The sequence below is a fragment of the Actinomycetota bacterium genome, assembly GCA_040905475.1.
In the GTDB taxonomy this organism is placed as follows: Bacteria; Actinomycetota; AC-67; order AC-67; family AC-67; genus DATFGK01.
Genome location: JBBDRM010000136.1, coordinates 34,261 through 56,685, shown reverse-complemented (window position 1 = coordinate 56,685; position 22,425 = coordinate 34,261). Strand labels below are relative to the sequence as shown.

At 67.1% G+C, this 22,425-nt stretch carries 17 protein-coding genes and 2 pseudogenes; 15 read left to right on the top strand and 4 right to left on the bottom strand.

What is annotated here, in order from left to right; all coding sequences use genetic code 11:
- The 4 genes from WEB06_16510 to WEB06_16495 all read left to right on the top strand — a co-directional run bounded on the left by WEB06_16510 (position 1) and on the right by WEB06_16495 (position 7,291).
- Positions 1–573, top strand: a complete 573-nt coding sequence (locus tag WEB06_16510) for a LuxR C-terminal-related transcriptional regulator (GenBank protein ID MEX2557217.1) — start codon at positions 1–3, stop codon at positions 571–573.
- 256 nt (positions 574–829) lie between these two features.
- On the top strand, positions 830–5,086 hold the full coding sequence (locus WEB06_16505) for a choice-of-anchor P family protein (GenBank protein MEX2557216.1): 4,257 nt from the start codon (positions 830–832) through the stop codon (positions 5,084–5,086).
- Between the two features lie 115 nt (positions 5,087–5,201).
- The gene (locus WEB06_16500; protein ID MEX2557215.1) at positions 5,202–6,338 is read left to right on the top strand and encodes an LLM class flavin-dependent oxidoreductase; all 1,137 of its coding nucleotides are present in this window, start codon (positions 5,202–5,204) and stop codon (positions 6,336–6,338) included.
- Positions 6,335–7,291 (top strand): hypothetical protein, encoded by a 957-nt coding sequence (locus WEB06_16495; protein ID MEX2557214.1) that lies wholly within the window; start codon positions 6,335–6,337, stop codon positions 7,289–7,291. The genes WEB06_16500 and WEB06_16495 overlap by 4 nt, the downstream gene beginning before the upstream one ends.
- Here WEB06_16495 and WEB06_16490 read toward each other — a convergent pair.
- Positions 7,288–7,941, bottom strand: coding sequence for an O-methyltransferase (locus WEB06_16490; protein MEX2557213.1), 654 nt, complete (start codon positions 7,939–7,941; stop codon positions 7,288–7,290). The two genes, WEB06_16495 and WEB06_16490, sit on opposite strands and share 4 nt — an antisense overlap.
- Positions 7,942–8,004: 63 nt before the next feature.
- Between WEB06_16490 and WEB06_16485 the strand changes: the two genes are divergently transcribed.
- The 7 genes and pseudogenes from WEB06_16485 to WEB06_16455 all read left to right on the top strand — a co-directional run bounded on the left by WEB06_16485 (position 8,005) and on the right by WEB06_16455 (position 13,259).
- A complete protein-coding gene (locus tag WEB06_16485; protein MEX2557212.1) occupies positions 8,005–8,676 on the top strand; it encodes an HAD family phosphatase in 672 nt (223 codons plus the stop codon).
- A gap of 2 nt (positions 8,677–8,678) precedes the next feature.
- Positions 8,679–9,059, top strand: a pseudogene (locus WEB06_16480) (aminotransferase class I/II-fold pyridoxal phosphate-dependent enzyme).
- 395 nt (positions 9,060–9,454) lie between these two features.
- Positions 9,455–9,757, top strand: a complete 303-nt coding sequence (locus tag WEB06_16475; protein MEX2557211.1) for a hypothetical protein — start codon at positions 9,455–9,457, stop codon at positions 9,755–9,757.
- 715 nt (positions 9,758–10,472) lie between these two features.
- Positions 10,473–10,859 (top strand): annotated as a pseudogene (locus WEB06_16470) (aminotransferase class I/II-fold pyridoxal phosphate-dependent enzyme).
- A 35-nt stretch (positions 10,860–10,894) separates the two neighbouring features.
- Positions 10,895–12,040, top strand: a complete 1,146-nt coding sequence (locus WEB06_16465; protein ID MEX2557210.1) for an aminotransferase class I/II-fold pyridoxal phosphate-dependent enzyme — start codon at positions 10,895–10,897, stop codon at positions 12,038–12,040.
- Between the two features lie 120 nt (positions 12,041–12,160).
- Positions 12,161–12,958: a ParA family protein gene (locus WEB06_16460; GenBank protein ID MEX2557209.1), complete on the top strand. Its 798-nt coding sequence runs from the start codon at positions 12,161–12,163 to the stop codon at positions 12,956–12,958.
- Entirely contained in the window at positions 12,906–13,259 is a 354-nt protein-coding gene (locus WEB06_16455) for a hypothetical protein (protein MEX2557208.1), read from the top strand. Before WEB06_16460 ends, WEB06_16455 begins: the two co-directional genes overlap by 53 nt.
- 4 nt (positions 13,260–13,263) lie before the next feature.
- On the opposite strand, the gene WEB06_16450 is transcribed toward WEB06_16455, so the two are convergent.
- Entirely contained in the window at positions 13,264–16,449 is a 3,186-nt protein-coding gene (locus WEB06_16450; protein ID MEX2557207.1) for an adenylate/guanylate cyclase domain-containing protein, read from the bottom strand.
- A 25-nt stretch (positions 16,450–16,474) separates the two neighbouring features.
- Between WEB06_16450 and WEB06_16445 the strand changes: the two genes are divergently transcribed.
- Genes WEB06_16445 through WEB06_16435 form a run of 3 tightly spaced genes read left to right on the top strand, consistent with a single transcriptional unit; the run spans position 16,475 to position 19,504 of the window.
- Positions 16,475–17,899 (top strand): FAD-dependent oxidoreductase, encoded by a 1,425-nt coding sequence (locus tag WEB06_16445; protein MEX2557206.1) that lies wholly within the window; start codon positions 16,475–16,477, stop codon positions 17,897–17,899.
- Between the two features lie 37 nt (positions 17,900–17,936).
- Positions 17,937–18,527: a hypothetical protein gene (locus tag WEB06_16440; protein MEX2557205.1), complete on the top strand. Its 591-nt coding sequence runs from the start codon at positions 17,937–17,939 to the stop codon at positions 18,525–18,527.
- 2 nt (positions 18,528–18,529) lie between these two features.
- Entirely contained in the window at positions 18,530–19,504 is a 975-nt protein-coding gene (locus tag WEB06_16435) for a TIGR03560 family F420-dependent LLM class oxidoreductase (protein MEX2557204.1), read from the top strand.
- Positions 19,505–19,508: 4 nt separating this feature from the next.
- Here WEB06_16435 and WEB06_16430 read toward each other — a convergent pair whose 3' ends face one another.
- Both WEB06_16430 and WEB06_16425 read right to left on the bottom strand, forming a co-directional pair.
- On the bottom strand, positions 19,509–19,925 hold the full coding sequence (locus WEB06_16430) for a PaaI family thioesterase (protein ID MEX2557203.1): 417 nt from the start codon (positions 19,923–19,925) through the stop codon (positions 19,509–19,511).
- Positions 19,922–21,283, bottom strand: coding sequence for an MmgE/PrpD family protein (locus tag WEB06_16425; GenBank protein ID MEX2557202.1), 1,362 nt, complete (start codon positions 21,281–21,283; stop codon positions 19,922–19,924). The genes WEB06_16430 and WEB06_16425 overlap by 4 nt, the downstream gene beginning before the upstream one ends.
- Positions 21,284–21,348: 65 nt before the next feature.
- Between WEB06_16425 and WEB06_16420 the strand changes: the two genes are divergently transcribed.
- Positions 21,349–22,353, top strand: coding sequence for a TIGR03617 family F420-dependent LLM class oxidoreductase (locus WEB06_16420; GenBank protein MEX2557201.1), 1,005 nt, complete (start codon positions 21,349–21,351; stop codon positions 22,351–22,353).
- Positions 22,354–22,425: the final 72 nt, after the last annotated feature.

Below are 22,425 nucleotides of genomic sequence, written 5' to 3'. Positions count from 1 at the left end.
ATGGCCGCACCAACGCTGATCTTCATGCACGGCCCCATCGCCGGGCGCCGCGTCGAGCTGAACTCGGACGAGCTGACCGTCGGGCGCGCGGCGCAGAACGACCTGACGCTGGAGGACCCGCTGGTCTCGCGGCTGCACGCGATCTTCATGCGCCGCGGCGACGTGATCTTGCTCGAGGACCTCGGCAGTCACAACGGCAGCTACGTCAACAACGAACGCCTCCATCAGATCCGTCAACTTCACCATGGCGATACCATCGTGCTCGGCTCGAGCCGGGCGATGTACGAGGATCCCTCGCTGATAACCGAGGAGAACACCGTCGTTTCCGAGCCGACCGCGTTCGCCGCACAAACCTTCACGCAGCGGCAACTGCAGGTCTTGCGTCTCCTTGCGCGAGGCCTTGCGAACAAGCAGATCGCCGAGCGCCTCTTCGTCAGTGAGCGCACCGTGAAGGCGTACCTATCGAGCATCTTCGAGAAATTACAAGTACAGAACCGTTCGGGCGCGATCACCGCCGCCCTGCGGCTCGGCCTCATCGACCTACCCGAGGAGAACGAGTCGAGCGAGACCTGAGCCCTGCCCGGTCGCGACCGGTGTCCTAAGCGCGCTCTCGCCAAACAGAACAAATCGGCCTGCTGCGGCTGCCGCCTGGGCTGATATGTAGTCGTTTGCTCCGCCGCCGAACACTCCCACTTTGGTCGGGCGTGCTCAATACTCACCTACGGTACTCATCATTTCATTTTGCCGAGCGACGTTGGGGACGCGCTCGGGAATCAGGGGCCTTGGGGGACGGGCGTCGAGCCGTCCGGCGCGAAACGGAGGAATGGCCATGCACTCTCGCAAGCTGATCGCACGTCTCGTCGCCGTCTTGCTCGTCGCCTTGGTGGGAGCGACCTTCGCTCCGCTCCCGGTGCTGGCGGCACCGATCGTCTTCATCGACGAGGGCGGGGCCAACGACAATGACGGACCCGGCCAGAAAGACCTCACGCGGCACACGGTCGATACCGCCGGACTGCCGAATACGATCGCCGTCACCTGGAACTGGGACATCGTCACGATATCGGGGAACAACACGGCGGACGGGTGCGCACTCTTCGACACCGACGGCGACGGCCTGGCGAACAGCGCCCTTTGCGTTACGTGGGGTGGAAGCACTCCCACGCAGATCGCGGGCAGCCCTCGCCTTTTCACATGCAACGACACCCGGGCCGATCGCTGCGCGGGTGCCGTGCAGGTCCCGGGGACTCCCGAGTCGACGTGTAGCGTCGCTGTGACGAACACCGATCCGTTCGGCCCCAACGTTCCCAACGGGCCGGGTACGGCCTTTCCGAACGACACGACTGCATCGTGCACGATCGTGCTGGCGGAGATGGGCGCGGGTGCGGAGCTCCTCAACACGTGTTCGTATCCGTCTGCCCAGCCGAATTCCGATCCGTCGGACTGCGTCCTGATCCCGCGCGACGCGTTCATCAAGATCGTCAAGGTTGCGACGCCGGCCGAGGACGGGACGGACTTCAACTTCAACCTCACACCGCCGGGCGGACTCTTCGCGACGATCGACGGTTCCGGCGAAACGGCGTTCCTCCCCGTTCGGTCCGACGTCCCGGTCACCCTCACCGAGGTCGTGCCGACAGGCTGGACGCTCGCGAGCATCTCATGCACCGGAGGTGGCCCCGTCGTCAGCAAGCCCTCGGTCACGGTCGATCTTGCTTCCGGTCAGCAGATCACCTGTACCTTCACCAACAATAAGCTCAACCCGTCGCTGACGATCAACAAGGAAGGAACGCTCGCAACGGGATCCGACGGTGCCACTCCCGGTGACGTGATCTCCTACACGTTCCTCGTTACCAACACCGGAGACGTTGCCTTGACGGGCGTCACGGTGACCGATCCGCTTCCGGGTCTGTCGGCGATCAGCTGCCCGGCGACGACACTTGCGGTCGGTGCGTCGATGACCTGCACCGCCACGTACGCGATCACGCAGGCGGACATCAACACCGGCTCGGTCACCAACACCGCCACCGCCGACTCGACCGAGTCCGGGCCGGACTCCGACACCAACGTCGAGCCGATCCCGCAAGCTCCCGCCATCGACATCGACAAGGAAGGCACCGTCGCGCTGGGGTCCGACGGTGCTACGCCGGGTGACGTGATCTCCTACACGTTCGTCGTCACCAACGTCGGGAACGTCACGTTGACCGGCGTCACCGTTACCGATCCAAAGGTGGGTCTGTCGGCGATCTCGTGCCCCGGAACGTCGCTCGCGCCGGCCGCGTCGATGACCTGCACCGCTACCTATGCGATCACCCAGGCCGACATCGATGCGGGTTCTGTCACGAACACCGCAACCGCGGATTCGACCCAGTCCGGGCCGGACTCCGACACCAACGTCGAGCCGCTCCCGCAAGCTCCGGCGATCGACATCGACAAGGAAGGTTCGCTGAACGAAGGCGGGAATGGTGCTACGCCGGGTGACGTGATCTCCTACACGTTCGTCGTCACCAACGTCGGGAACGTCACGTTGACCGGTATCACCGTCACCGATCCGCTCTCGGGTCTGTCGGCGATCTCGTGCCCCGGAACGTCGCTCGCGCCGGGCGCGTCGATGACCTGCACCGCTACCTATGCGATCACGCAGGCCGACATCAACGCAGGTTCGGTCACCAACACGGCCACGGCGGATTCGAACCAGTCCGGGCCGGACTCCGACACCAACGTCGAGCCCATCACTCAGACCGCCGCGATCAACCTGGACAAGGAAGGAACACTTGCCCTGGGCGGGAACGGATCGGCCAACCCCGGTGACGTGATCTCCTACACCTTCGTCGTCACCAACACCGGGAACGTCACGCTGACCGGCATCACCGTCACCGACCCGAAGGTGGGCCTGTCGGCGATCTCGTGTCCGGCAACCGCGCTCGCGCCGGGTGCGTCGATGACGTGCACCGCCACGTACACGATCACCCAATCGGACATCGACGCGGGTTCGGTCACCAACACGGGCACGGCAGACAGCACGCAGTCCGAGCCTGATTCCGACACCAACATCGAGCCCATCCCTCAGGCGCCGGCGATCGACACGCAGAAGTCGGGCGTCCTCGACGACGGGTCCGACAACGTGGTCAACCCCGGTGACAAGATCAACTACACGATCACCGTCACCAACATCGGCAACACCACGCTGACCGGCGTTACGGTCGTCGACCCGCTGGCCGGGGTACTCGTCTGCACATGGCCGGGGGCTACGGGCACGCTCGGGGTTGGACAGGCAGTGTCGTGCACCGGCAGCTACACCATCACCCAGGCGGACATCGACGCGGGCAACGTGCACAACATCGCGACGGGCGACTCGGATCAGACCCCTCCAGACGACGATGAGTTCGACGTGCCCATCACTCAGACTCCGGCGATGTCCGTCGTCAAGTCGAGCGTCAACGCCGACGAGAACGGCAACGGCCTCCTCGACGAGGGCGACACGCTAACCTACGTCTTCACCGTCACGAACACCGGCAACACCACGCTGACCGGTGTGACGGTCTCCGACGCCGTCCCGGCGCAGACGACCTACGTGTCGTGCACCGGCGGTTGCGAGACCGATGGTCCTCCGGTCACGCAGGTGAGCTGGGCCATCGCCGCGCCGATCGCGCCGCAAGCTGCGGTGGCTGTGTCGATGACCGTGAGCATCAACGCCGCCCTCTCGTCCTGCCAGATCTGCAACACCGCTATGGGTGACAGCGCTCAGACCGCGCCGACCCCCTCGAACCAGCTCTGCCTCATCGTCACCCCTGGAGCCCATCCCGAGCTGGCACACGCCAGCGGCAACGCGTACGCGGCCAACGTGGGCGTGGACATCCTGGGGATCGACGAGACGCTGATCCCGGTGGACAGCGTTCAGTCGGGCGTCGGTGCGGACAGCGATGCGGATTCCTTGCTGAGTGTCAGCCTCTTGCCGCCGACGGGGAATGTGCTCCGCGCCGGTCTGCTCCAGACGACCAGCTCGAGTGTGGTTTCGGAGGAGCCCGCCCGCGCATCCGACACCGGCACCGCGGAGGTGCTCGGCGTGAACATCCTCAACGGGGTCGTCACCGCCGACGTCGTGCGCGCAGTGGCGTCGGCGACGGCGGACGGCAGCTCCTCGACGACGAGCTCGCTCGGATCGACCTTCAAGAACCTGAAGGTACGGGGCGTCGCGATGAACAACGTGGCCCCGAACACCACGGTCAGGCTGCCGGCGGCCCTCTTCGGGGCGGGGAGCTACGTGCGGCTCTATGAGCAGCTCGTTTCCACGGCTCGTCCGGCGCCCGGCCAGCTCTCGGGCGGAACCTACGCCGCCGACATCGCGGTGAACATGATCCGTGTCCACGTCACCAACATGGCGCTGCTGGGCAGGGTCGAGATCGTCGTGTCGCACGCGTTCGCGCACGCCGACTTCCCGCAGATCACCCTCTGCGGAGGCGGCGGCCTGCTTCGGGCCGTCAGCGGGCACGCCTTCATCGCTCACGCTGCGATCAATCCCGACCTGCTGAGTGCGACCGTCGGCTTCGTCGGCATCCCGCCGTCCGGCGGGTCGGACCACCAGGCTCTCGATGAAGCCGACATCCTGGACGGTTCCGTGGTGGATGCGGCCGCGGCCGATTCCGACAGTACCGGCTTCATCGCACCGGCAGGAGCTTGGTCGTCGAGCTACGCCGAGGCCGCCGACGTCTGCGTCCTCAGGACGGACGACGGATGTACGGTCGGCGCGACTCTCGTCCGCTCGCAGGCGAACAGCACCGCGGGTGGTGGGATGGCGTTCTCCAACCCAACGGGGACGCAGCTCGTGGGTCTGGTCATCGCCGGGACGCCTATCAACGTGACGCCGCCCCCGAACACCGTCATCGAGCTCCCGGGGATCGGCTTCGTGATCCTGAATGAGCAGCTTTGCGACGGCACCGCTGCGCTTCCGAGCTGCTCGGGTACGACGAGCTCAGGGCTCACGGTCCGGTCGATCCGCGTGGTGATCACGGCCGCGGAGGCCCTCATCGAGGGCTTGGGCATCGAGATCATCGTGGCCGAGGCACACGCCGACTCCTTCGCCGCGGTGTAGTCGCGGGGGTGCCGGACGGCGGCGCATAGACGTCGTCAACGAAGCACCATAGTGACGAGAGACCCCGCAGGGGGTCTCTCGTCCGGGTTTTCGGCTCCACCTATATGCTTCTGCCGTGGCCCGGCGCGACGACCGGCTGAGGGTGGGCGTTCAAGATCCGACGCGCCCCCCGCACACCGTTTCGCGCATCATGGCGCGCGTCGCCGACCGGGTCCGGTTCGATTCCTACTGGCTGATCGATCATTTCATGGGCGTCATCCCTCCGGGCATGTGGTCGAAGGACCTCACACCGGCGGCCAGGCTGATCAAGGATCCCGACGAGTTCTTCGACCCGTTCGTGGTGCTCGGCGCGCTCGGTGCACGGACGAAGCGGATCCGGTTCGGCGTCTCGGTCACCGACCCGATCCGGCTCCATCCCGCGTCGATCGCGCGCGCGGCCCTCACGCTGCAACACACGACGAAGGGCCGGTTCATCCTGGGGCTCGGCGCCGGCGAGCGCGAGAACACCGAGCCGTACGGCCTGTCGATGACCAAAGCCGTGACCCGTTTCGAGGAAGCGTTGAAGGTGATCCGGCTGCTCTGGTCCTCCCGCGAGCCCGTCCACTTCGCGGGCGAGTTCTTCACGCTCCAGGGCGCTGCGCTCTCGCTCCGTCCGTACCTGAAGCGCCCTCCGCCGATCTGGGTCGCCGCGATGGGGCCCCGCATGCTCGACATCACCGGCCGCTACGGCGACGGCTGGATCCCGCACACGCTCTCGCCCGATCGGTACGGGATCGCGTTGGGGAAGATCCGCGACTCCGCGGCGGCGGCGGGGCGTGACCCGATGTCGATCACTCCCGGCCTCGTCGTCACCGGGATGATCGACGCGTCGCACGACGCCTGCCACTCGGCCCTCGAGTCGCCGGCGCTGAAGCTCGGCGCGCTCGTGCTCGACGCTGAGGCGTGGCGTGAGGCCGGCGGCATCCACCCGTTCGGCGAATCGTTCGGCGGGATCCGCGACTTCATCCCGACGCGCTACTCGCGCGACGAGACGATGGCCGCGATGGAGAAGGTTCCGTGGGAGATCGTGCACGCCCTGTTCCCGCATGGCAGCCCCCAGGACATGGCGGAGCTGGCCTGGAACTACGAGCGACGCGGCCTCAAGCACATCATCTTCGAGAACATCACCGCGATCGCAAAGCCGCAGAAGGCGCTGTCGTCGTTCACGTCGCTCGTCCGGACCGCCCGGCTGATCCGTCGCGGCGCCTCGTGATCGAGCCGCAGGACGACCACCCGCATCCGACCGGCCCCGAGCCGGCATGGAGCGAGTCGTACTACTTCAACTTCTCCGACCCGACGACCGGGCTGGCGGGCTTCACGCGCATCGGCTTCCGACCCAACGAGGGACAGGCCGACGGGAACCTCTTCCTGTTCCTCCCCGAGGGCGGCGCGGTCGCCGTGATGAACCGCGAGCCCACGACGGCGAATCCCGAAGTGGTGGCCGTCGGCGGCCTGAAGTACGAACGGGGCTTCGACCTGACTCGATGGGTGGTCGAGTGCTCCGGCAGCGCCATCGCGGTGGAGCAGGCATCGGACCTCGACATCGCCGAGACGCGAGGACGGAGCGCTGGTGGGCGGATCGTCCGCGTCCAGATCGCGCTCTCCTACGTTGCCTTCATGCCCCCGTTCGGCACGAGCGGACGCACGCGGCGGACCGAGGACGCCGACGCCGCCGCGAAGGCGGTCGCCACCGGGCACTTCGAGCAGGCGTGCCGCGTCAAGGGCGTCGTGAAGGTGGGGAACCGTCGCCTCGAGGTCCAGGGGATCGGCGTTCGGGACAAGTCGTGGGGACCTCGGGATTGGAGCGCGGTCTGGGGATGGCGCTGGTTCTCGATCCCGTTCGACCGCGAACGAGCCCTGGGGGTTCATTCGCTGATCCTTCCCGGCCGCGAGGTTCAGGCGGGATGGGTCTGGCGCGACCACCGCCTCGTCAAGGTCAAGCGCTTCACGCTCGACTCCGATTTCGACGGCCGCTTCCACCGCGCGATGCGCATCGTGGCCGAGGACGTTGAAGGAACCAAGTACGAGGTCGAGGGCGCCGTCCGCTCGGTCATCCCACTACGGATCGGAGCCACGCGAGTCGCCGAAGGCCTCACCGATTTCACGATGGACGGCCGGACCGCGACCGGCATCGCGGAATATCTCGACAACACGCGGAACGCCTAACGGAGGCGCAACGCCGTCATCACCCCGTCGCGCGTCGGGATGATGACCGACAAGAAGTCGGGGTCCTCTGAGACCAGGTGGTTGTGCTCCTTGATCGCCTCGGTCCACCCGGGCCTGACGTCGTCATCGACGACGTCCTCGGCCACTCGGCCGCTCCAGAGCACGTTGTCGCAGAGGTAGAGCCCGCCGGGCCGCACGCGTTCGCGCGCTGCACGCCACGCGTCCGGGTAGCCGTGCTTGTCGATGTCGTTGTAGACGACGTCGAACGTGCCCGGGGTCGCGGCGAGCATCTCGACCGCGTCGCCGACGTGGTACCGCACCCGATCCCAGAGTCCGGCGCGCGTCAGGTAGTCCGAGGCCTTGCGCTCGTTTTCGGGGTCGCCATCGGTGCAATGGACCTCGCCGGTCGGGCCGACCGCTCGCGAGAACCAGTACGCGGAGTAGCCGTACCCCGAGCCCAGCTCGAAGACGCGCCGCGCGCCGATCGCGCGCGCGAGAACCTCCACGGTCACACCGACCATCCGTCCGATGATGGGGAAGCCGCGCTCCTCACCTTCCTTCTCCATCTCGAGGAGCACCGCTCCGTCGTGGCGGGTCAGCAGGGAACGCATGTAACGCTCGACTTCGGCGTGAACGATCTGCAGGGTCATGGCGGCCTCCCCGGTCGGAGTCTGCAGGCATCGTAGTCCAGGCCTTCCGATAGACTCGCGGCCGTGCCGGGTACGGAAGCCGCAGAGCTCGACGCCGCGATCTTCGATCTCGGCGGGGTGCTGACTACCCCGGTCCTCGAGTCGTTCGCCGACTTCGAGAAGGATCTGGGGCTGCAGCCGGGAGAGCTGGTCAAGACCTTCCGTGAGCACTACTCGAGCACCGACGGCTCTTCCGATTTCCATCTGCTCGAGACCGGACAGATCACCGAGGCCGACTACTACCGGCGGCTGGGCGTCAAGCTCGGCGAGATGGGCAGCACGATCACGATGCCGGAAGATCCGGCGGAGGTTCGCAAGAAGCTGTGGGGCCGGATCCGCCGCAACGACGAGATGATCGAGACCGCCCGGCGGATCAGCGAGCACTACAAGGTCGGGCTGCTCACCAACAACGTGAAGGAGTGGGGCGGCTGGCGCGAGTTCTATCCGACCGATGTGTTCGAGGTCGTCGTCGACTCGAGTGAGGTCGGGATGCGCAAGCCCGACCCGCGCATCTACCGGCTGACCTGCGAGCGCCTCGCCGTCCCACCGGCACGCGCGGCGTTCGTCGACGACATCGAGGACAATGTGGTCGGCGCGCGCAACGTGGGCCTGGTCGGGATCCGATTCACCACCAACGGCGAGGTGATGGACCGGCTGCGGCCGTTGTTCCCGAAGGCATTCGCGGCGGGGCGTTGACGATGGGCGACGTGGGCATCTCAGCGAAAGCCGCCTCGTTCACCGAGTCGGTGATCCGCGACATGACCCGGCTCGCGATCGCGCACGGCGCGATCAACCTCGCGCAGGGCTTCCCGGACTTCGCGTGCCCGCAAGAGCTGAAGGACGCGGCCAAAGAAGCCATCGACGCCGACATCAACCAGTACGCGATCACCTGGGGCGCGCAACGCTTCCGCGAGGCGATCGCCGGGAAGTTCGAGCGCACCTACGGCATGGCCGTCGACCCGAACCGGCAGCTCTGCGTCACCTGCGGGTCGACCGAGGCGATGATCGCGGCGATGCTCGCGATCTTCGACCCGGGCGACGAGGTGGTCGTCTTCGAGCCCTTCTACGAGAACCAGGGACATTCCACTTCCGCTGGCAGAAGGCTTGTGGCCTAATCCTTTGGCGACTCCTGCTGGGCTTGCATTCGTCGACGACATTGAAGACAACATCAAGGAGCTTGCGGTCGGCCTCGCCGGCATCCGCTTCCCGACCACCGGCCAGCGGCTTTGCCCGTTGTTGCCGAAGCGTTCGCGGCGGAGTGACCGTGGGCGGGACCACATTCCCACAGCCAGTGGTGGAGGGCGGCGCTGACTCCCATGGTATAAGCCAGATATGATATGATTTGGGCTGTATGCGCCAAATGATTAACTCGGCGTCGGGAGGGGGCAGGATGAAACGGGCGGCGCTCGTGGCGCTTCTGATGGGTCTGGTGTTGACATAACTCCCAGCCCAAGGCGGTATCAAGCTTCACACGATGAGGTTCGTCGCCCGTGTGCGGGACGCCGCTGGCCTCGTCCCGTTGGGGTGTGAGAAGGCGTTTAACGTCTGCGGTTTTGCAGGCGCAGGCGCCCCGACAACTGCCCAAGAAGAACAAACGATCTACTGCTGGCACGAGGATGAGTTTCAGCGATCACCTGATTACGTTGGGGTGATGGATATGGGCGTTAAGGCGTGGTGCAGCGCGGAAATGAACGGCCTGAGCGCAGCAGGAGTGGCCTGGTATTGGGACCCTGGGCGTGGATGGGAGTTCATCGCATCGATAGGAGAGATTGGTTAGGAGGTCCATGGTCGTCCTGCCGTCCAACACGCAGGAGCGATCAACTGCCGCCAGCAATACGAGAGTAAGGGAGTTTCGCAATACTGTCGCGGTGATTGGCATTGGGAGGCCGATTTCCACCTCGTGCTTTGGCCAGGTTGGTACTGGGCGTCGTATCCTACGCCGGAATGTGGCTTGGACTATCAGCCGCAGCGATTGATTTGCCATTACGACTATTACCTTGGATTTTGAGCCTCGATAGGGAGCCTCCGACGGAGGAATCCTCGAAAGATCTTCCTACGAATCTCCCATTTCCCAAACCTGTTCGAGTTCTGCCGTGGCTGTCGAGAATCACCCCACGGGAGGCGACGGAGGCTACGTTCCTTCTCAGCCTGGAGATTTGGTCAGACCGATTCAAGATAGGGTATGCGTTGATTCCAGGGAGCCCCCGAGACCCTTCATGGCGCGTCGAGGCGAGAGACGACCTAAACAACACATACACATTCTTGGGGAGATCATATGAGTCGGACGCCGTCGCCCTAACCGGACGGTGGACTTTTCGACCACGGCTTTCACCAAAGGCAACGACCCTGTTCCTTTCCGTTGGCCGCCCGGACTGGCCCCGTCCATTAACCGCTAAGCTGGCTTTGAGCCGAAGAAGCTGAGCTGAACCAGGGCATTGACGGCCTCGATTAGCGGGACGCATTCTCCGTGAGCGCTATCAAGGAACCTGTCTATGAGCGATTTCTCGATGGGCGAGATACGGATCTCCGCCAAGGCTGCGTCCTTCACCGAGTCGGTGATCCGCGACATGACCCGGCTGGCGATCGCGCACGGCGCGATCAACCTCGCGCAGGGCTTCCCGGACTTCGCGTGCCCGCAAGAGCTGAAGGACGCGGCCAAAGAAGCCATCGACGCCGACATCAACCAGTACGCGATCACCTGGGGCGCGCAACGCTTCCGCGAGGCGATCGCCGGGAAGTTCGAGCGCACCTACGGCATGGCCGTCGACCCGAACCGGCAGCTCTGCGTCACCTGCGGGTCGACCGAGGCGATGATCGCGGCGATGCTCGCGATCGTCGACCCGGGTGACGAGGTGGTCGTCTTCGAGCCCTTCTACGAGAAGAAAGGACATTTTTGCAGGTCAGGGGGCCAAGGATGATATCGGCTAAGGCGGCGTCGTTCACCGAGTCGGTCATCCGCGACATGACCCGGCTCGCCATCGCCCACGGCGCGATCAACCTCGCCCAGGGGTTCCCTGACTTTGCATGCCCACAAGAACTGAAGGACGCGGCCAAGGGCGCGATTGATGCCGACTTGAATCAATACGCAATCACTTGGGGTGCCCAGAACTTCCGTGAGGCCATCGCCGCGAAGTTCGAGCGGACGTACGGGATGCGTGTGAATCCCGACACCCAGCTTTGCGTCACCTGTGGCTCGACCGAAGCCATGATCGCCGCGATGCTGGCGGTCATCGACCCCGGCGACGAAGTGGTAGTCCTTGAACCCTTCTACGAAAACTACGGGCCAGACGCAATCCTGTCCGGCGCGACCCCGCGCTATGTGACGCTGCACGAGCCTGACTGGACCTTTGACGAGGGCGAGCTAGCGGCGGCGTTCAACGATCGGACGCGCGGCATCATCCTCAACACGCCGAACAATCCGACGGGGAAGGTCTTCACACGCTCGGAGCTGGAGGCTGTCGGCGCGCTCTGCCAGAAGTGGGGGGCGGTCGCGTTCACTGACGAAATCTACGAGCACATGACCTACGAGGGTCACGAACACGTCCCGCTCATCACCATCCCCGGCATGGAGGACCGCACCGTTACGATCAACGCGCTCTCGAAGACCTACTCGGTGACTGGCTGGCGCGTCGGATGGACTGTTGCATCGCCGGAGCTAACGAGCGGCGTCCGCAAGGTTCACGACTTTCTGACTGTCGGCGCTGCCGCCCCGCTGCAAGAAGCCGGTGCAGTGGCGATGGGACTCCCAGACGAGTACTACGCTCGGCTGGCGAAAGAGTATCTGGAGCGGCGGGACCTCATGCTCTCGATCTTGGAAGGCGCGGGGTTCAAGACCTACAAACCGTACGGCGCTTACTACATCATGACCGACATCTCCGGCCTGGGATTCGACGATGACGTCACCGCTGCGCGTCATCTGACCAAGGAAGTCGGAGTCGCTTCGGTGCCCGGCTCGTCGTTCTACAGCAAGCCCGAGCTGGGACGGACGAAGCTCCGGTTCTCGTTCTGCAAGAAACTGGAAACGTTGCACGCCGCAGGCGAGCGACTCGCGCGCCCCTGACGAACACAACGAAATTTCGTTGTCCGGTTCGTCCGACATTAGGTTTTCCCGCTCTTGTGCTGAACGCGGCCCGCGACGGATGATGCCCGCTGACACATCCGGGGCAGCCAGGGGAGGGCCGTGGCTCGGACCATCGCGCTCGCCAACCAAAAGGGTGGCGTGGCGAAAACGACGTCGACGCTTGCGCTCGGTGCTGCGTTCGCGCAGATGGGCAGCCGGGCGTTGCTCGTCGATCTCGACCCGCAGGGCTGCCTGACCTTTTCGCTCGGGCTGGACTCGGACGCGCTCGACACGACGATCCACGACGTCCTGGTGGGCCGCGTCCCGATCGGCAAGACGATCCACCAGCTCGCCGAGGTCGACCTGGTCCCAGCGAACATCGACCTCGCCGGCGCCGAGGCCTACCTGCTGACCCGAACCGGCCGTGAGTATGCGCTACGCACCGCGCTCGAGGACGTCCAGATCCACTACGACTGGATCCTGCTCGACTGCCCCCCGTCGCTCGGCGTGATGACCATCAACGCCTTGACGGCGGCGGACGCGGTGATCATCCCGATGCAGTGCGAGGCTCTGGCGCATCGAGGCGTCGGTCAGCTGCTGGAGACGATCGACGACGTCCGGCGCCTCACGAACAAAGGCCTCGAGGTGATCGGGATCCTGCCCACGCTCTACGATTCCCGCACGCAGCACGGCCAGGAGATCCTGGACGATGTCGGGAGGCGGTACCGCCTTCCCGTGCTTTCCCCACCCATCCGGAAATCGATCCGGTTCGCCGAAGCGCCCCGTTCAGGGCGATCGATCCTCAAGTTCGCCCCGTCACACCTGGGCGCCGAGGCGTACCGTCAGATCGCGAGGAGCATGCTCGATGCAGCGAACAACGGAGAACGGCGAGACGCGCACGACGCCGCGGAGCGCTGACCCCGCGGACTGGGACCGCCAGCTGATCGAAGACCAGCTCGCGCACTACAAACAGATCAGCCGGGAGCCCGACCCGCTCGGGAAGCTGGCGCTCTTCTCAGTAGGCGCGCGGACGCAGGGACGGCTCGGCACGCTGATCCTCGAGTGCTCGTCGTGCAAGCGCGAGTCACCCGTGCGGCTGCGCGAGCTGCCGCGGCTCGCGTTCCCGTTCTGGCTGACGGTGCCGCGGCGCTATCCGGCCTACATCAAGTGTCCGGCCTGCGGTCGCCGCACCTGGCTGCGCCCGGCCTGGCGGATCTGACCCGTTACCGAGCTGCGCGCAGCGCGCGCACTCGGTCGACCATGACCGGGGTGCCCTTCGCCGCGTACAGCTCCTCGGCCTCCGCCAGCCAGGCCTCGGCTTCGTCGTGCCGGCCGATGGCACGAAGGACGCTGGCTCCATCGATGAGGACCTCGGCGCGGTACTCGATGAAATCGCTGTCCTCGAGCATGCCGAGGGCCTCTCGGATCAGCCGCTCGGCCTCGGCGGCGTCGTCCCCCTGTGCCGTCACAATCGCCATCGCGGTGCGCCATCCAACCTGCGTGGCGTTATCCAGCTCGTCGCCCGTCTCTCGCGCCTCGACGGCCGCACGCTCGGCTTCGTCGTAGCGGCCCAGGTACGCGAGAACGCGCGCGAGGTGGGAGAGATTCGTCGAACGCATCGCTCCCTCGCCGAGCCGCCCGAGGGTGTCGGCCCCGTCGCGGAGGATCCGCGCTGCGGCTTCGTGCTCCCCGGCGTAGCGCTCGAGGTGGGCTTCCCCTTGCGTGAACCCGGCCGCCCACAGGTCGAGACCCAGGTCTTCGGCTATCGAGCGGGCCGTCGCCTTCTCGCGACGTCCTTCGTCGAAGCGCCCCTCTGCCATGAGCGCGTTCGCGAGCGTGCTTCGGTGCGAGGCCTCCATCGACTGGGTTTCGTGCTCTCGGAAGAGCTGCTCGGAGCGTTGCACCGCCTCGCGCCACGGGGTCGGGCCGAAGATCAGCGTCAACCATAGCGTGCTGATCAGCGAGTCTTCGCGACCTCGTTCCCCGGACCGACGCGCATATGCCAGCGCCCGTTCGGCTGCAGCAGCCGTGTCGCCGGCTCGCAGACGGAACCACTCCGCTTGTGAAAGGAGATCCCAGGCGCTCGCGAGCCCGCGATCATCTCCGATCCGTTCGAATGCCGCGATGGCCTCGGTCGCGACGGTCCTCGCGCGGGCGGCAGAGCCGGGCGTCGCGCGCCAGATACCGACCGCCGCCGTGCCGATCTCGGCCTGCCGGCTCGCCGATTCATCGCGGGTTTCGTCCGCGATCGCTCGGAGCTCTGCGGCGACCGCGTCGGCCTCATCCAGCCCGCCGACGTTGAGGTACGCGAGGATGAGGTCCGGCAGCGCGCCGGTTCGCGCGGGATGGCTCCGCGGAAGTGCGGCCATCGCGCGCCGGATGAGATTGACCGAGGCCGGGGAGTCGCCGCGGGCTTGCCCCCGCCGGCCCGCGTCGGCCAGGCGCGTCCCCGCCTCGATCCCGAGCGCGGTCGTGTGCTCGTCCTTGATGCCGAGCTCGTCGAGATTCCGGAACGCCTGCTCGTAGTGGTACGCGATGATCTCCTCGTATTCCGCTGCGCGTTCCCCGGTCGACCCGATGAGCCAGTTCGCGAACCGCTCGTGCAGGTCGGCACGCACGCGCTTTGCGATCCCGTTGTAGGCGGCATCGCGGATCACCAGATGGCGGAAGCGGAACGCGTCCTCGCCGGCGAAGGTCGACCGGTCGTGCCGGACCAGGTCCTTCCGTACGAGCGCGAGCAGGTTCGTGTCGACGGCACCGCGTTGCTCCGTGGGGGACAACGCGAGGACCGCACCGCGCCAGAAGACCTTGCCGGCCACCGCGGCGCGCTCGAGCGCGGCGCGCTCGCCGGGCCCGAGACGGTCGATCCGCGCCGCAACGAGTGCCTGGATGGTGGGGGGTACGGCGACGGTGCCGAGATCCCCGGCCGGGACCCAGCGCCCGTCCCGGCGGACGAGCGAACCATCCTCGATCAGCATCGAGAGCATCTCCTCGACGAACAAGGGGTTGCCTTCGGCCGCTTCGGTGATGCGCTTGCGCGCCTCTTCGGCGATCTCGGCGCGGCCGAGCAGGTACTCGACGAGCCGGTCGCACTCCTTCTCGGTGAGCGGCTCGAGGTTGAGTGAGGTTGCGTTCATCTTCCCGCCGCCCCAACCCTGCCGGCGGTCAAGCAGCTCGTGACGGGCCACACACAGCAGGAGGATCGGCGCGTCGCGCGCCCAGTCGGCGATGTGCTCGATCAGATCGAGGAACTTCGGCTCGGCCCAGTGGATGTCGTCGAACTCGACGACGAGCGGCCGCTGCCGCGCGAGATGCTCGAAGAGCCGTCGGACGGCCCAGAACTGATCCTCCAGCGAGGTCGATCCTTCTGCGAAGTCGAGTAATTCGCAGATCGCGTTCGCGATCCGGTCCGCATGCTCCTCGCCCCGACAGAGCGCTTCGATCTTGGAGCGCGCCCCGGCATGGGAATCGTCGTCGCGGATGCCGGCCGCTTCGGGGATCGCCTCGAGCAAGGGGAAGAACGTGATGCCGTCTCCGTACGGAAGGCAGCGTCCGCGCAGAACCGTGGCCTGGTCTTCGAGTCCGGTCATCACCTCATGGACGAGCCGCGATTTCCCGACGCCGGCGGCGCCGAGGATCGTGAAGAGGTGACAGGAACGCTCTCGGACGGCTCGCTCGAAGGCTTGCATCAGGAGCGAGAGCTCGTGCTCGCGGCCGACGATCGGCGCGTCCAGCCGCCGCGTCACGCCGGCCGCGCCCGGCGTCACGCCCGTGAGCCGGAGAGCGGGAACCGGGTCGGCCTTCCCCTTCGCCGCGACAGGCTCGACGGGCTCGACCGTGACGGCGCCGCGGACGAGCCCATAGGTCTCCGCACCGATGAGGATCTCGTCCGGCTGCGCCGCCTGTTCGAGCCGCGCGGCAACGTTCACGGCGTCGCCGGTCACGAGCCGTTGTCCGGCCGTCGGGTCGCCGGCGACTACGGGACCCGTGTTCACGCCGATCCGCGCACGGATACGGGCGCCGAACTCGCCCTCGAGCGAGCTGTTGAGGGCCGCGAGCGCCTCGCGCATCTCGCCGGCGGCTCGCACGGCGCGGAGCGCGTCATCTTCGTGGACCTCGGGGACGCCGAACACGGCCATGATGGCGTCGCCGATGAACTTCTCGACAGTGCCGCCGTGCGACTCGATCACGAGCTTCATCCGGTCGAAGTACCGCTCCATGACCGAGCGCATCGCTTCGGGGTCGTTCGCCTCGCCGAGCGCCGTCGAGCCCGTGACGTCCGAGAAGAGCACAGTGACGGTCTTGCGGACCTCGCGGGCGGGCGCCGTGGCTGCCAGCGGGGAGCCGCAGGCGAGGCAGAACTTCGCCCGCTCTGGGTTGTCCTCGTTGCAGTTCGCGCAGACCGGCACGGAGGCAGTGTAGCCTCGCGGCACCGTGTCCCAGCCCTACGACATCGTCATCGTCGGCGGCGGTATCGCCGGGCTGGCATGCGCTTTGTCGGCGCCCGACGGAACGCGGATCGCCGTGGTCGACAAGGGTGAGGCGGGCGCGGGTTCATCGCCGCTCGCCCAGGGTGGGATCGCGGCCGCGGTCGGCCCGGCGGACTCGGTCGAGCTCCACGCGACCGACACGATCGCGGCCGGCGCCGGGCTGTGCGACGAGACGATCGTGCGGGACATCTGCGGCGAAGGGCCCGACGTCGTGGCGTGGCTGGAGAAGCTCGGCTGCCGCTTCGATCGTGCGCCGGACGGCGCGCGCGATCTGGCGCGTGAAGGCGGCCAGACCGTCGGTCGCAGCGTGCACGCCACCGACGCCACCGGCTTCGAGATCGTCCGTGCGCTGCGCGAGTCCGCGCGCGGCCGCGCCACCCGGATCCTCTCGCGCGCCGTGGCGCTGCTCGTCGCGGACGGCCGCTGCGCGGGCGTGCTCACCGACGACGGTCCTGTGCTCGGCCGCGGCGTGCTTCTGGCGACGGGCGGCGCGGGAGCGCTCTGGGCGGCGACGACGAACGCGCCGGGCGCGACGGGAGACGGCATCGCCCTGGCGATGGCCGCGGGCGCGAGGCTGGCCGACCTGGAGTTCATGCAGTTCCATCCGACGGCCTTGGACGATGGGAGGCCCGGTCGCGTGCTCCTCACCGAGGCGTTGCGCGGGGATGGGGCGACGCTGATAGACGAGCGCGGCGAACGATTCGTCGACGAGCTCGGCCCGCGACACGTGGTGGCGAAGGCGATCCTCGAGCGGGGTCGCGTCTTCCTCGACTGTCGGAGCATCGAACGGCTCGAGGAGCGGTTCCCAACCGTGATCGCCGGCGCGCGATCACGAGGGTTCGATCCTGGCACCCAGCCGCTTCCCGTCTCGCCCGCGGCGCACTATTTCATCGGCGGCGTGGCCGTCGACGCCGGTGGACGGACCAGCATCCCCGGGTTGTTCGCGGCGGGTGAGTGCTCCGCGGGCGGCATGCACGGCGCGAACCGGATGGCCGGCAACTCGCTCCTGGAATCGGTGGTCCTCGGGCGGCGTGCGGCCGAGATGGTCGACGACGAAGAGCCGCCGGATGCCGGAGCGCCACCGGAGCCGCCCCCGGTCCGCCTGACGCCGCACGACGTGAACATCCCACGGCTCATGTGGGACGGCTGCGGCCCGTTCCGCGACGAGATGCGCCTGCGCGGCCTCATCGACGCGCTCGAGCGCTTGCCGGACTCTCTCCACCGGGATCTCTGTCTCGGTATCGCCGGCGCGGCCCTGAAGCGCCGGGAGAGCCGCGGCGTGCACCAGCGAACGGACTTCCGCGATCCCGACCGCGCGCTCGCCCGCCGCTCTGTGCAGAACGACCTGTTCGCAAAACCCGGGGAGTGATAGCTTCACGACCAGGATCGAGACCGAGGAGGGCGCGATGACCGTACTGGTAACGATGCGTGGGCCCGTCTCCGACTGGGATTCGTTCAAAGGGGCGCTCGACTGGTACGCCGGCGAGGATCGAGCCGCCGGACTCCACTGGTCGCGTTCCTACCGGCAGAAAGGAGATCAGAACCACGTCCTCCTCATCGAAGAGTGGGACGATCACGACTCCTACCACAAGGCCTCAGACGAGGTGGGCGAGGAGTTCGGCACCCGCGCCAAGGCAGACTTCAGCGGCTGGATCACAGAGGTGTGGACGCCTTCCGATGCGCCGGTCGTCGAGAGCGACGGGGTACGCAGCACGGTGGTCTGGATGACCGTCTCGCCTCCGGATTGGGAGGCCTTCAAGGGCGCCGTGGCTTGGTACGCCGGCATGGATCGGCCCAAGGGCCTGCACTCGACGCAGGCGTTCCGGCGCGAGGGCAACCCGTCGCTCGTGCTCGATCTCGAAGAGTGGGACAACCACGACGCGTTCCACGAAACGTCCGAGAAGGTGGGCGACGAGTTCAACAAGCGCGCCAAGACCGAGGGACTCGACTGGGAGACGTTCATCTGGGAGCCCTCGGGAGCGAAGGTGATCGCCTAACTTTGGCTCCGATCCATTTCGGAGCCCTCGTCCCCCAAGGCTGGAAGGGCGAGTTCCAAGGACTGGACTCGCGCACGGCTTACCGCGCCATGATCGAGACGGCTCGGCTCTGCGAGCGCGTCGGGTACGACTCGATCTGGCTCTACGACCACTTCCACAACATCCCGCCCCCGCCCATCGCGACGCCGGTGTTCGAGTGCTGGACGGCGATGATGGCGTTCGCCGAGCGCACCGAACGCGTGTTGCTCGGGCAGATGGTGACGTGCACGCCGTACCGGAACGCGGCGTACCTCGCGAAGATCTCGGCGTGCGTGGACGTGGCTTCGAACGGACGGCTGCAGATGGGGGTGGGCGCCGGCTGGTACTGGGACGAGTTCAACGCCTACGGCTACGGATTCCCCGAGCCGCGGGATCGGCTCGGCTACCTCGCAGACACGATCGAGATCCTCAAACGGATGTGGTCGGACGAGAAGGCGACGTATGAGGGCCGCTACGCGAGCGTGAAGGACGCCTTCTGCGACCCGAAGCCGCTCCAGTCGCCACGTCCGCCGCTGTGGATCGGCGGCGGAGGAGAGAAGGTGACGCTGCGGATCGTGGCCCAGCACGCCGACTACTCGAACTTCAGCGGGAAGCCGCACGAATGGGAGCGCAAGCGCGACATCCTGTTCTCACACTGTGAGAAGGTCGGCAGGGATCCCGCCTCGATCCGCATGACGCTCCATCAAGACTGCCTGATCGGCAAGGACGAGGCCGATGTGCAGCGGCTGCTCACCCAATTCCCTTCGCTGTGGGGCGAGGCGGCGGAATCGCGACGCCAGGGCGGTCTCATCGGGACGGCGCAAGAGGTGATCGATAAGGTCGGCACCTACGTCGAGCTCGGCGCGAGCGGCTTCATCAACTGGTATCCGGACTATCCCGCGACCGATTCGGTGGAGCGGTTCGCGACCGAGGTCATGCCGCACTTCGAGCGCGGCTGATCCTTCAGCGCCGGCGGCCTTCGCCGCGCCCGGCCCGACGCCCGTCGGCGGGGCCAACCCAGAAAGCGGCCGACGCCTGCGCCACCGGCTCGCCGTTGCCGTCCTTGATCACGGCGCGCGCCAGCGCCGTGCGGTGGCTCTTGGAAACGACCTCGGCCTCACAGACCAGCTTCCCTTCGCGGACCGCGTGCAGGTAGTCGATCGAGCACGAGATCGTCGCGCAGGTCTCGCCGTCGGTGAGCAGTGTCCAGATCGCCGAGCCCATGGTCGTGTCGGCGAGGCCGTACAGGACCGCCCCGTGCACCGTCTTGGTGGGAGACATGTGCTCCGGTCCGATCGTGAGCGAAAGCGTTGAGCGGCCGTCTCCGAACGGCCCGTTCACGATGCCGAGGTTCTCGATGAAGCCGTGGTGTCCGGTCACGAAACCTGCACGAGCCCGGCCAGCTCATCGACCGAGTCGAGCTCCTCGAGCCGCCACACCGTGTCGGCGACCTTTTGGACGGCGCCGGCGTCCAGCCGCCGCCGCGCGTTGGACGTGAACTTCGCGACGACCTCGTCGTCGCTCAGCGGCCGGTCGGGGTGTCCGCGATTGACGAGCTCGTCGGCTTCCCGCAGCCGTCCGTCCCGAAGCTGGATCGTGATGCGTCCGCCGAAGGTCTTGGGGAACGGCAGCGAATCGTCTCGGCGGTGATGGACGCGCTCGGCCAGCGCCAGAACGCGCTTGTCCGTTCGCGCCTCATCGCCGAACAGGTCCAGCCCTTCGCGTCCGCCGACGATCGCGGAAGCGACCGCGAACGGGAGCGAGAACTGTGCCGCGTAGGTCGTCGTCGGGTGCAAACGTCCGTCGCGAGGCTCCGCGACGATGCCGGCAGCCGGCGATGCGATCGAGCACGTGATCTCCTCGACGTCCCCCGCGCGGACGCCGAGCCCGACCGCCGCGTCCATGAACGCGTGCACGAAGTGGCACGCGGGATACGGCTTGATCGCGATCCGGGTCGTCTCCCATTCTTCGCCGAGGCCGCGGACGAGCCGCTCGGGATCGTGGCTCTCGCCGGCGAGGAACGCGTCGAACAACCCGTGCGGCCCCTCGAAGATCGTCCGGGGCCCGGTGAATCCCCGGCGCGCCAGGTCGGCGGCGACGATACCGGCTTGCGAGGCCCACCCCGCGTGGAACCGCTTCGTCTCGGATCCGTCGGCCAGGTAGGCGAACAGGCCGCTCGACTGTGACCCTGCGATCCCGAACGCGTTCGTGATCTGCGACGAGGTCAGCCCCCATAGCGCGCCTGCGACGGCCGCCGCGCCGAACGTTCCCGCGATCCCGGTCGTGTGCAAGCCTCGCGCATGGAACCGTCCCGGCGCGGCCGCGCCGATCCTGGTCGACACCTCGTAGCCTGCGACGGCAGAGCACAACAGCGCCCGGCCGTTCGCCCCCGACTCCTCCGCGACGGCCAAAGCGGCCGGCACGACGAACGCGCTGGGATGAACCACCGACTCGACGTGCGTGTCGTCGAAATCGAGCGCGTGCGCCAAGGTGCCGTTCGCGAGGGCAGCGTGCGGCGCAGCGGCGCCGAAGTCGTGCCCGACCACGCTCGCCTCACGCGCGCCGGCCCACGCCCGCACGGCATCGACGATCGGGTGGGCCACCCCATTCGCGGCGGCCGCCAGCGCCACACCGAGCGTGTCGAGCGCGTGTCGTTTCGCGGCGTGGATGGTCGCTGCCGGGATCGACTCGAAGCGGAGGGTCGTACAGAACTCGGCGAGCGTCTCGGACGCGGTCACACCGGGAATCGTACCGGAGGCGCGCGGTCGGTATGCTGCGCCTCGCGTCGAGGGGAGGCGTTCAAATGGAGGTTGGGCTATCGGTCGGCGGGCCGCTGGGCATCGTCGGGCAAGTCGCGAAACAGTGTGAAGACGCCGGCTACAGAACCCTCTGGGTAGCGGAGACGTCGCGCACGGCTTTCCTGCAGGCGGCGGTCGCCCTGCAAGCGACGGAGGCGACGACGGTCGGCACGGCGATCGCGCTCGCCTTCCCGCGCTCGCCGGTGGTCACCGCGATGGAGGCTCGCGACCTCGCAGAGCTTTCCGGTGGACGCTTCATACTCGGTCTCGGCACGCAGGTGAAGCGGGTCAACGAGCTCCGGTATGCGACGCCGTTCGAGCATCCCGCGCCGAAGATGCGCGAGGTGATCGAGGTGTGCCGCAAGGTCTGGCGCGCGTACGCCGGCGAGCCGATCGATCACCAGGGCCGGTTCTACACGGTGACGATGCCGCCGTTCCCCGGCGGGCAGCCGGCGCCGGGCCCGATCCCGGTCTACCTCGCCGCCGTGAACAAGCTCATGGTTCAGCTCACCGGAGAGGTCGGCGACGGGATCCTCGGACACCCGTTCTCGAGCCCGCGCTACTTCACCGAGGTGGTGCGCCCGGCGCTCGACGCCGGCCTCGACAAGAGCGGCCGCAAGCGCGACGAGGTGCGGATCGTTCAAGGCGTGATCTGTTCGATCGCCGACTCGACCGAGCAGGCGATGCGCGAAGCCAAGATGCAGATCGGGTTCTACGGCACGACCCGCACCTACAGCCCGGTTTTCGAGGTCCACGGCTGGGGAGACGTCGTCGGTCCGCTGAGGGACGCGTTCGCCAAGGGGGATGCGGAAGGGATGATCGGCTGCATCACGGACGAGATGTGCGAGACGTACGCGATAGCCGGCACGCCGGACGAGGTCCGCGAGAAGATCGGCCGCTGGGAAGGTCTCGCCGACGAGCTGTACCTCGGTCCGCCGTGGGCGACCCCGGACTCGTTGCGGACCGCCGACACCTTCGCACGCATCGTCGAGACCTTCCGCTCCGCGTAGGGGGCGGGGCCACCGCGAGGAGCATCCGACCGCGCAGCGTGTCCCTTCCGCGCCGTATGTGACGTGCTCCGC

What these genes read in the sequence shown, in the direction of transcription:
- WEB06_16510 (MEX2557217.1), top strand. Translation starts at nt 1, where the DNA reads ATGGCCGCACCAACGCTGATCTTCATGCACGGCCCCATCGCCGGGCGC.
- WEB06_16505 (MEX2557216.1), top strand. Translation starts at nt 830, where the DNA reads ATGCACTCTCGCAAGCTGATCGCACGTCTCGTCGCCGTCTTGCTCGTC.
- WEB06_16490 (MEX2557213.1), bottom strand. Translation starts at nt 7,941, where the DNA reads ATGACCCTGCAGATCGTTCACGCCGAAGTCGAGCGTTACATGCGTTCC.
- WEB06_16475 (MEX2557211.1), top strand. Translation starts at nt 9,455, where the DNA reads ATGAGGTTCGTCGCCCGTGTGCGGGACGCCGCTGGCCTCGTCCCGTTG.
- WEB06_16465 (MEX2557210.1), top strand. Translation starts at nt 10,895, where the DNA reads ATGATATCGGCTAAGGCGGCGTCGTTCACCGAGTCGGTCATCCGCGAC.
- WEB06_16455 (MEX2557208.1), top strand. Translation starts at nt 12,906, where the DNA reads ATGCAGCGAACAACGGAGAACGGCGAGACGCGCACGACGCCGCGGAGC.
- WEB06_16440 (MEX2557205.1), top strand. Translation starts at nt 17,937, where the DNA reads ATGACCGTACTGGTAACGATGCGTGGGCCCGTCTCCGACTGGGATTCG.
- WEB06_16420 (MEX2557201.1), top strand. Translation starts at nt 21,349, where the DNA reads ATGGAGGTTGGGCTATCGGTCGGCGGGCCGCTGGGCATCGTCGGGCAA.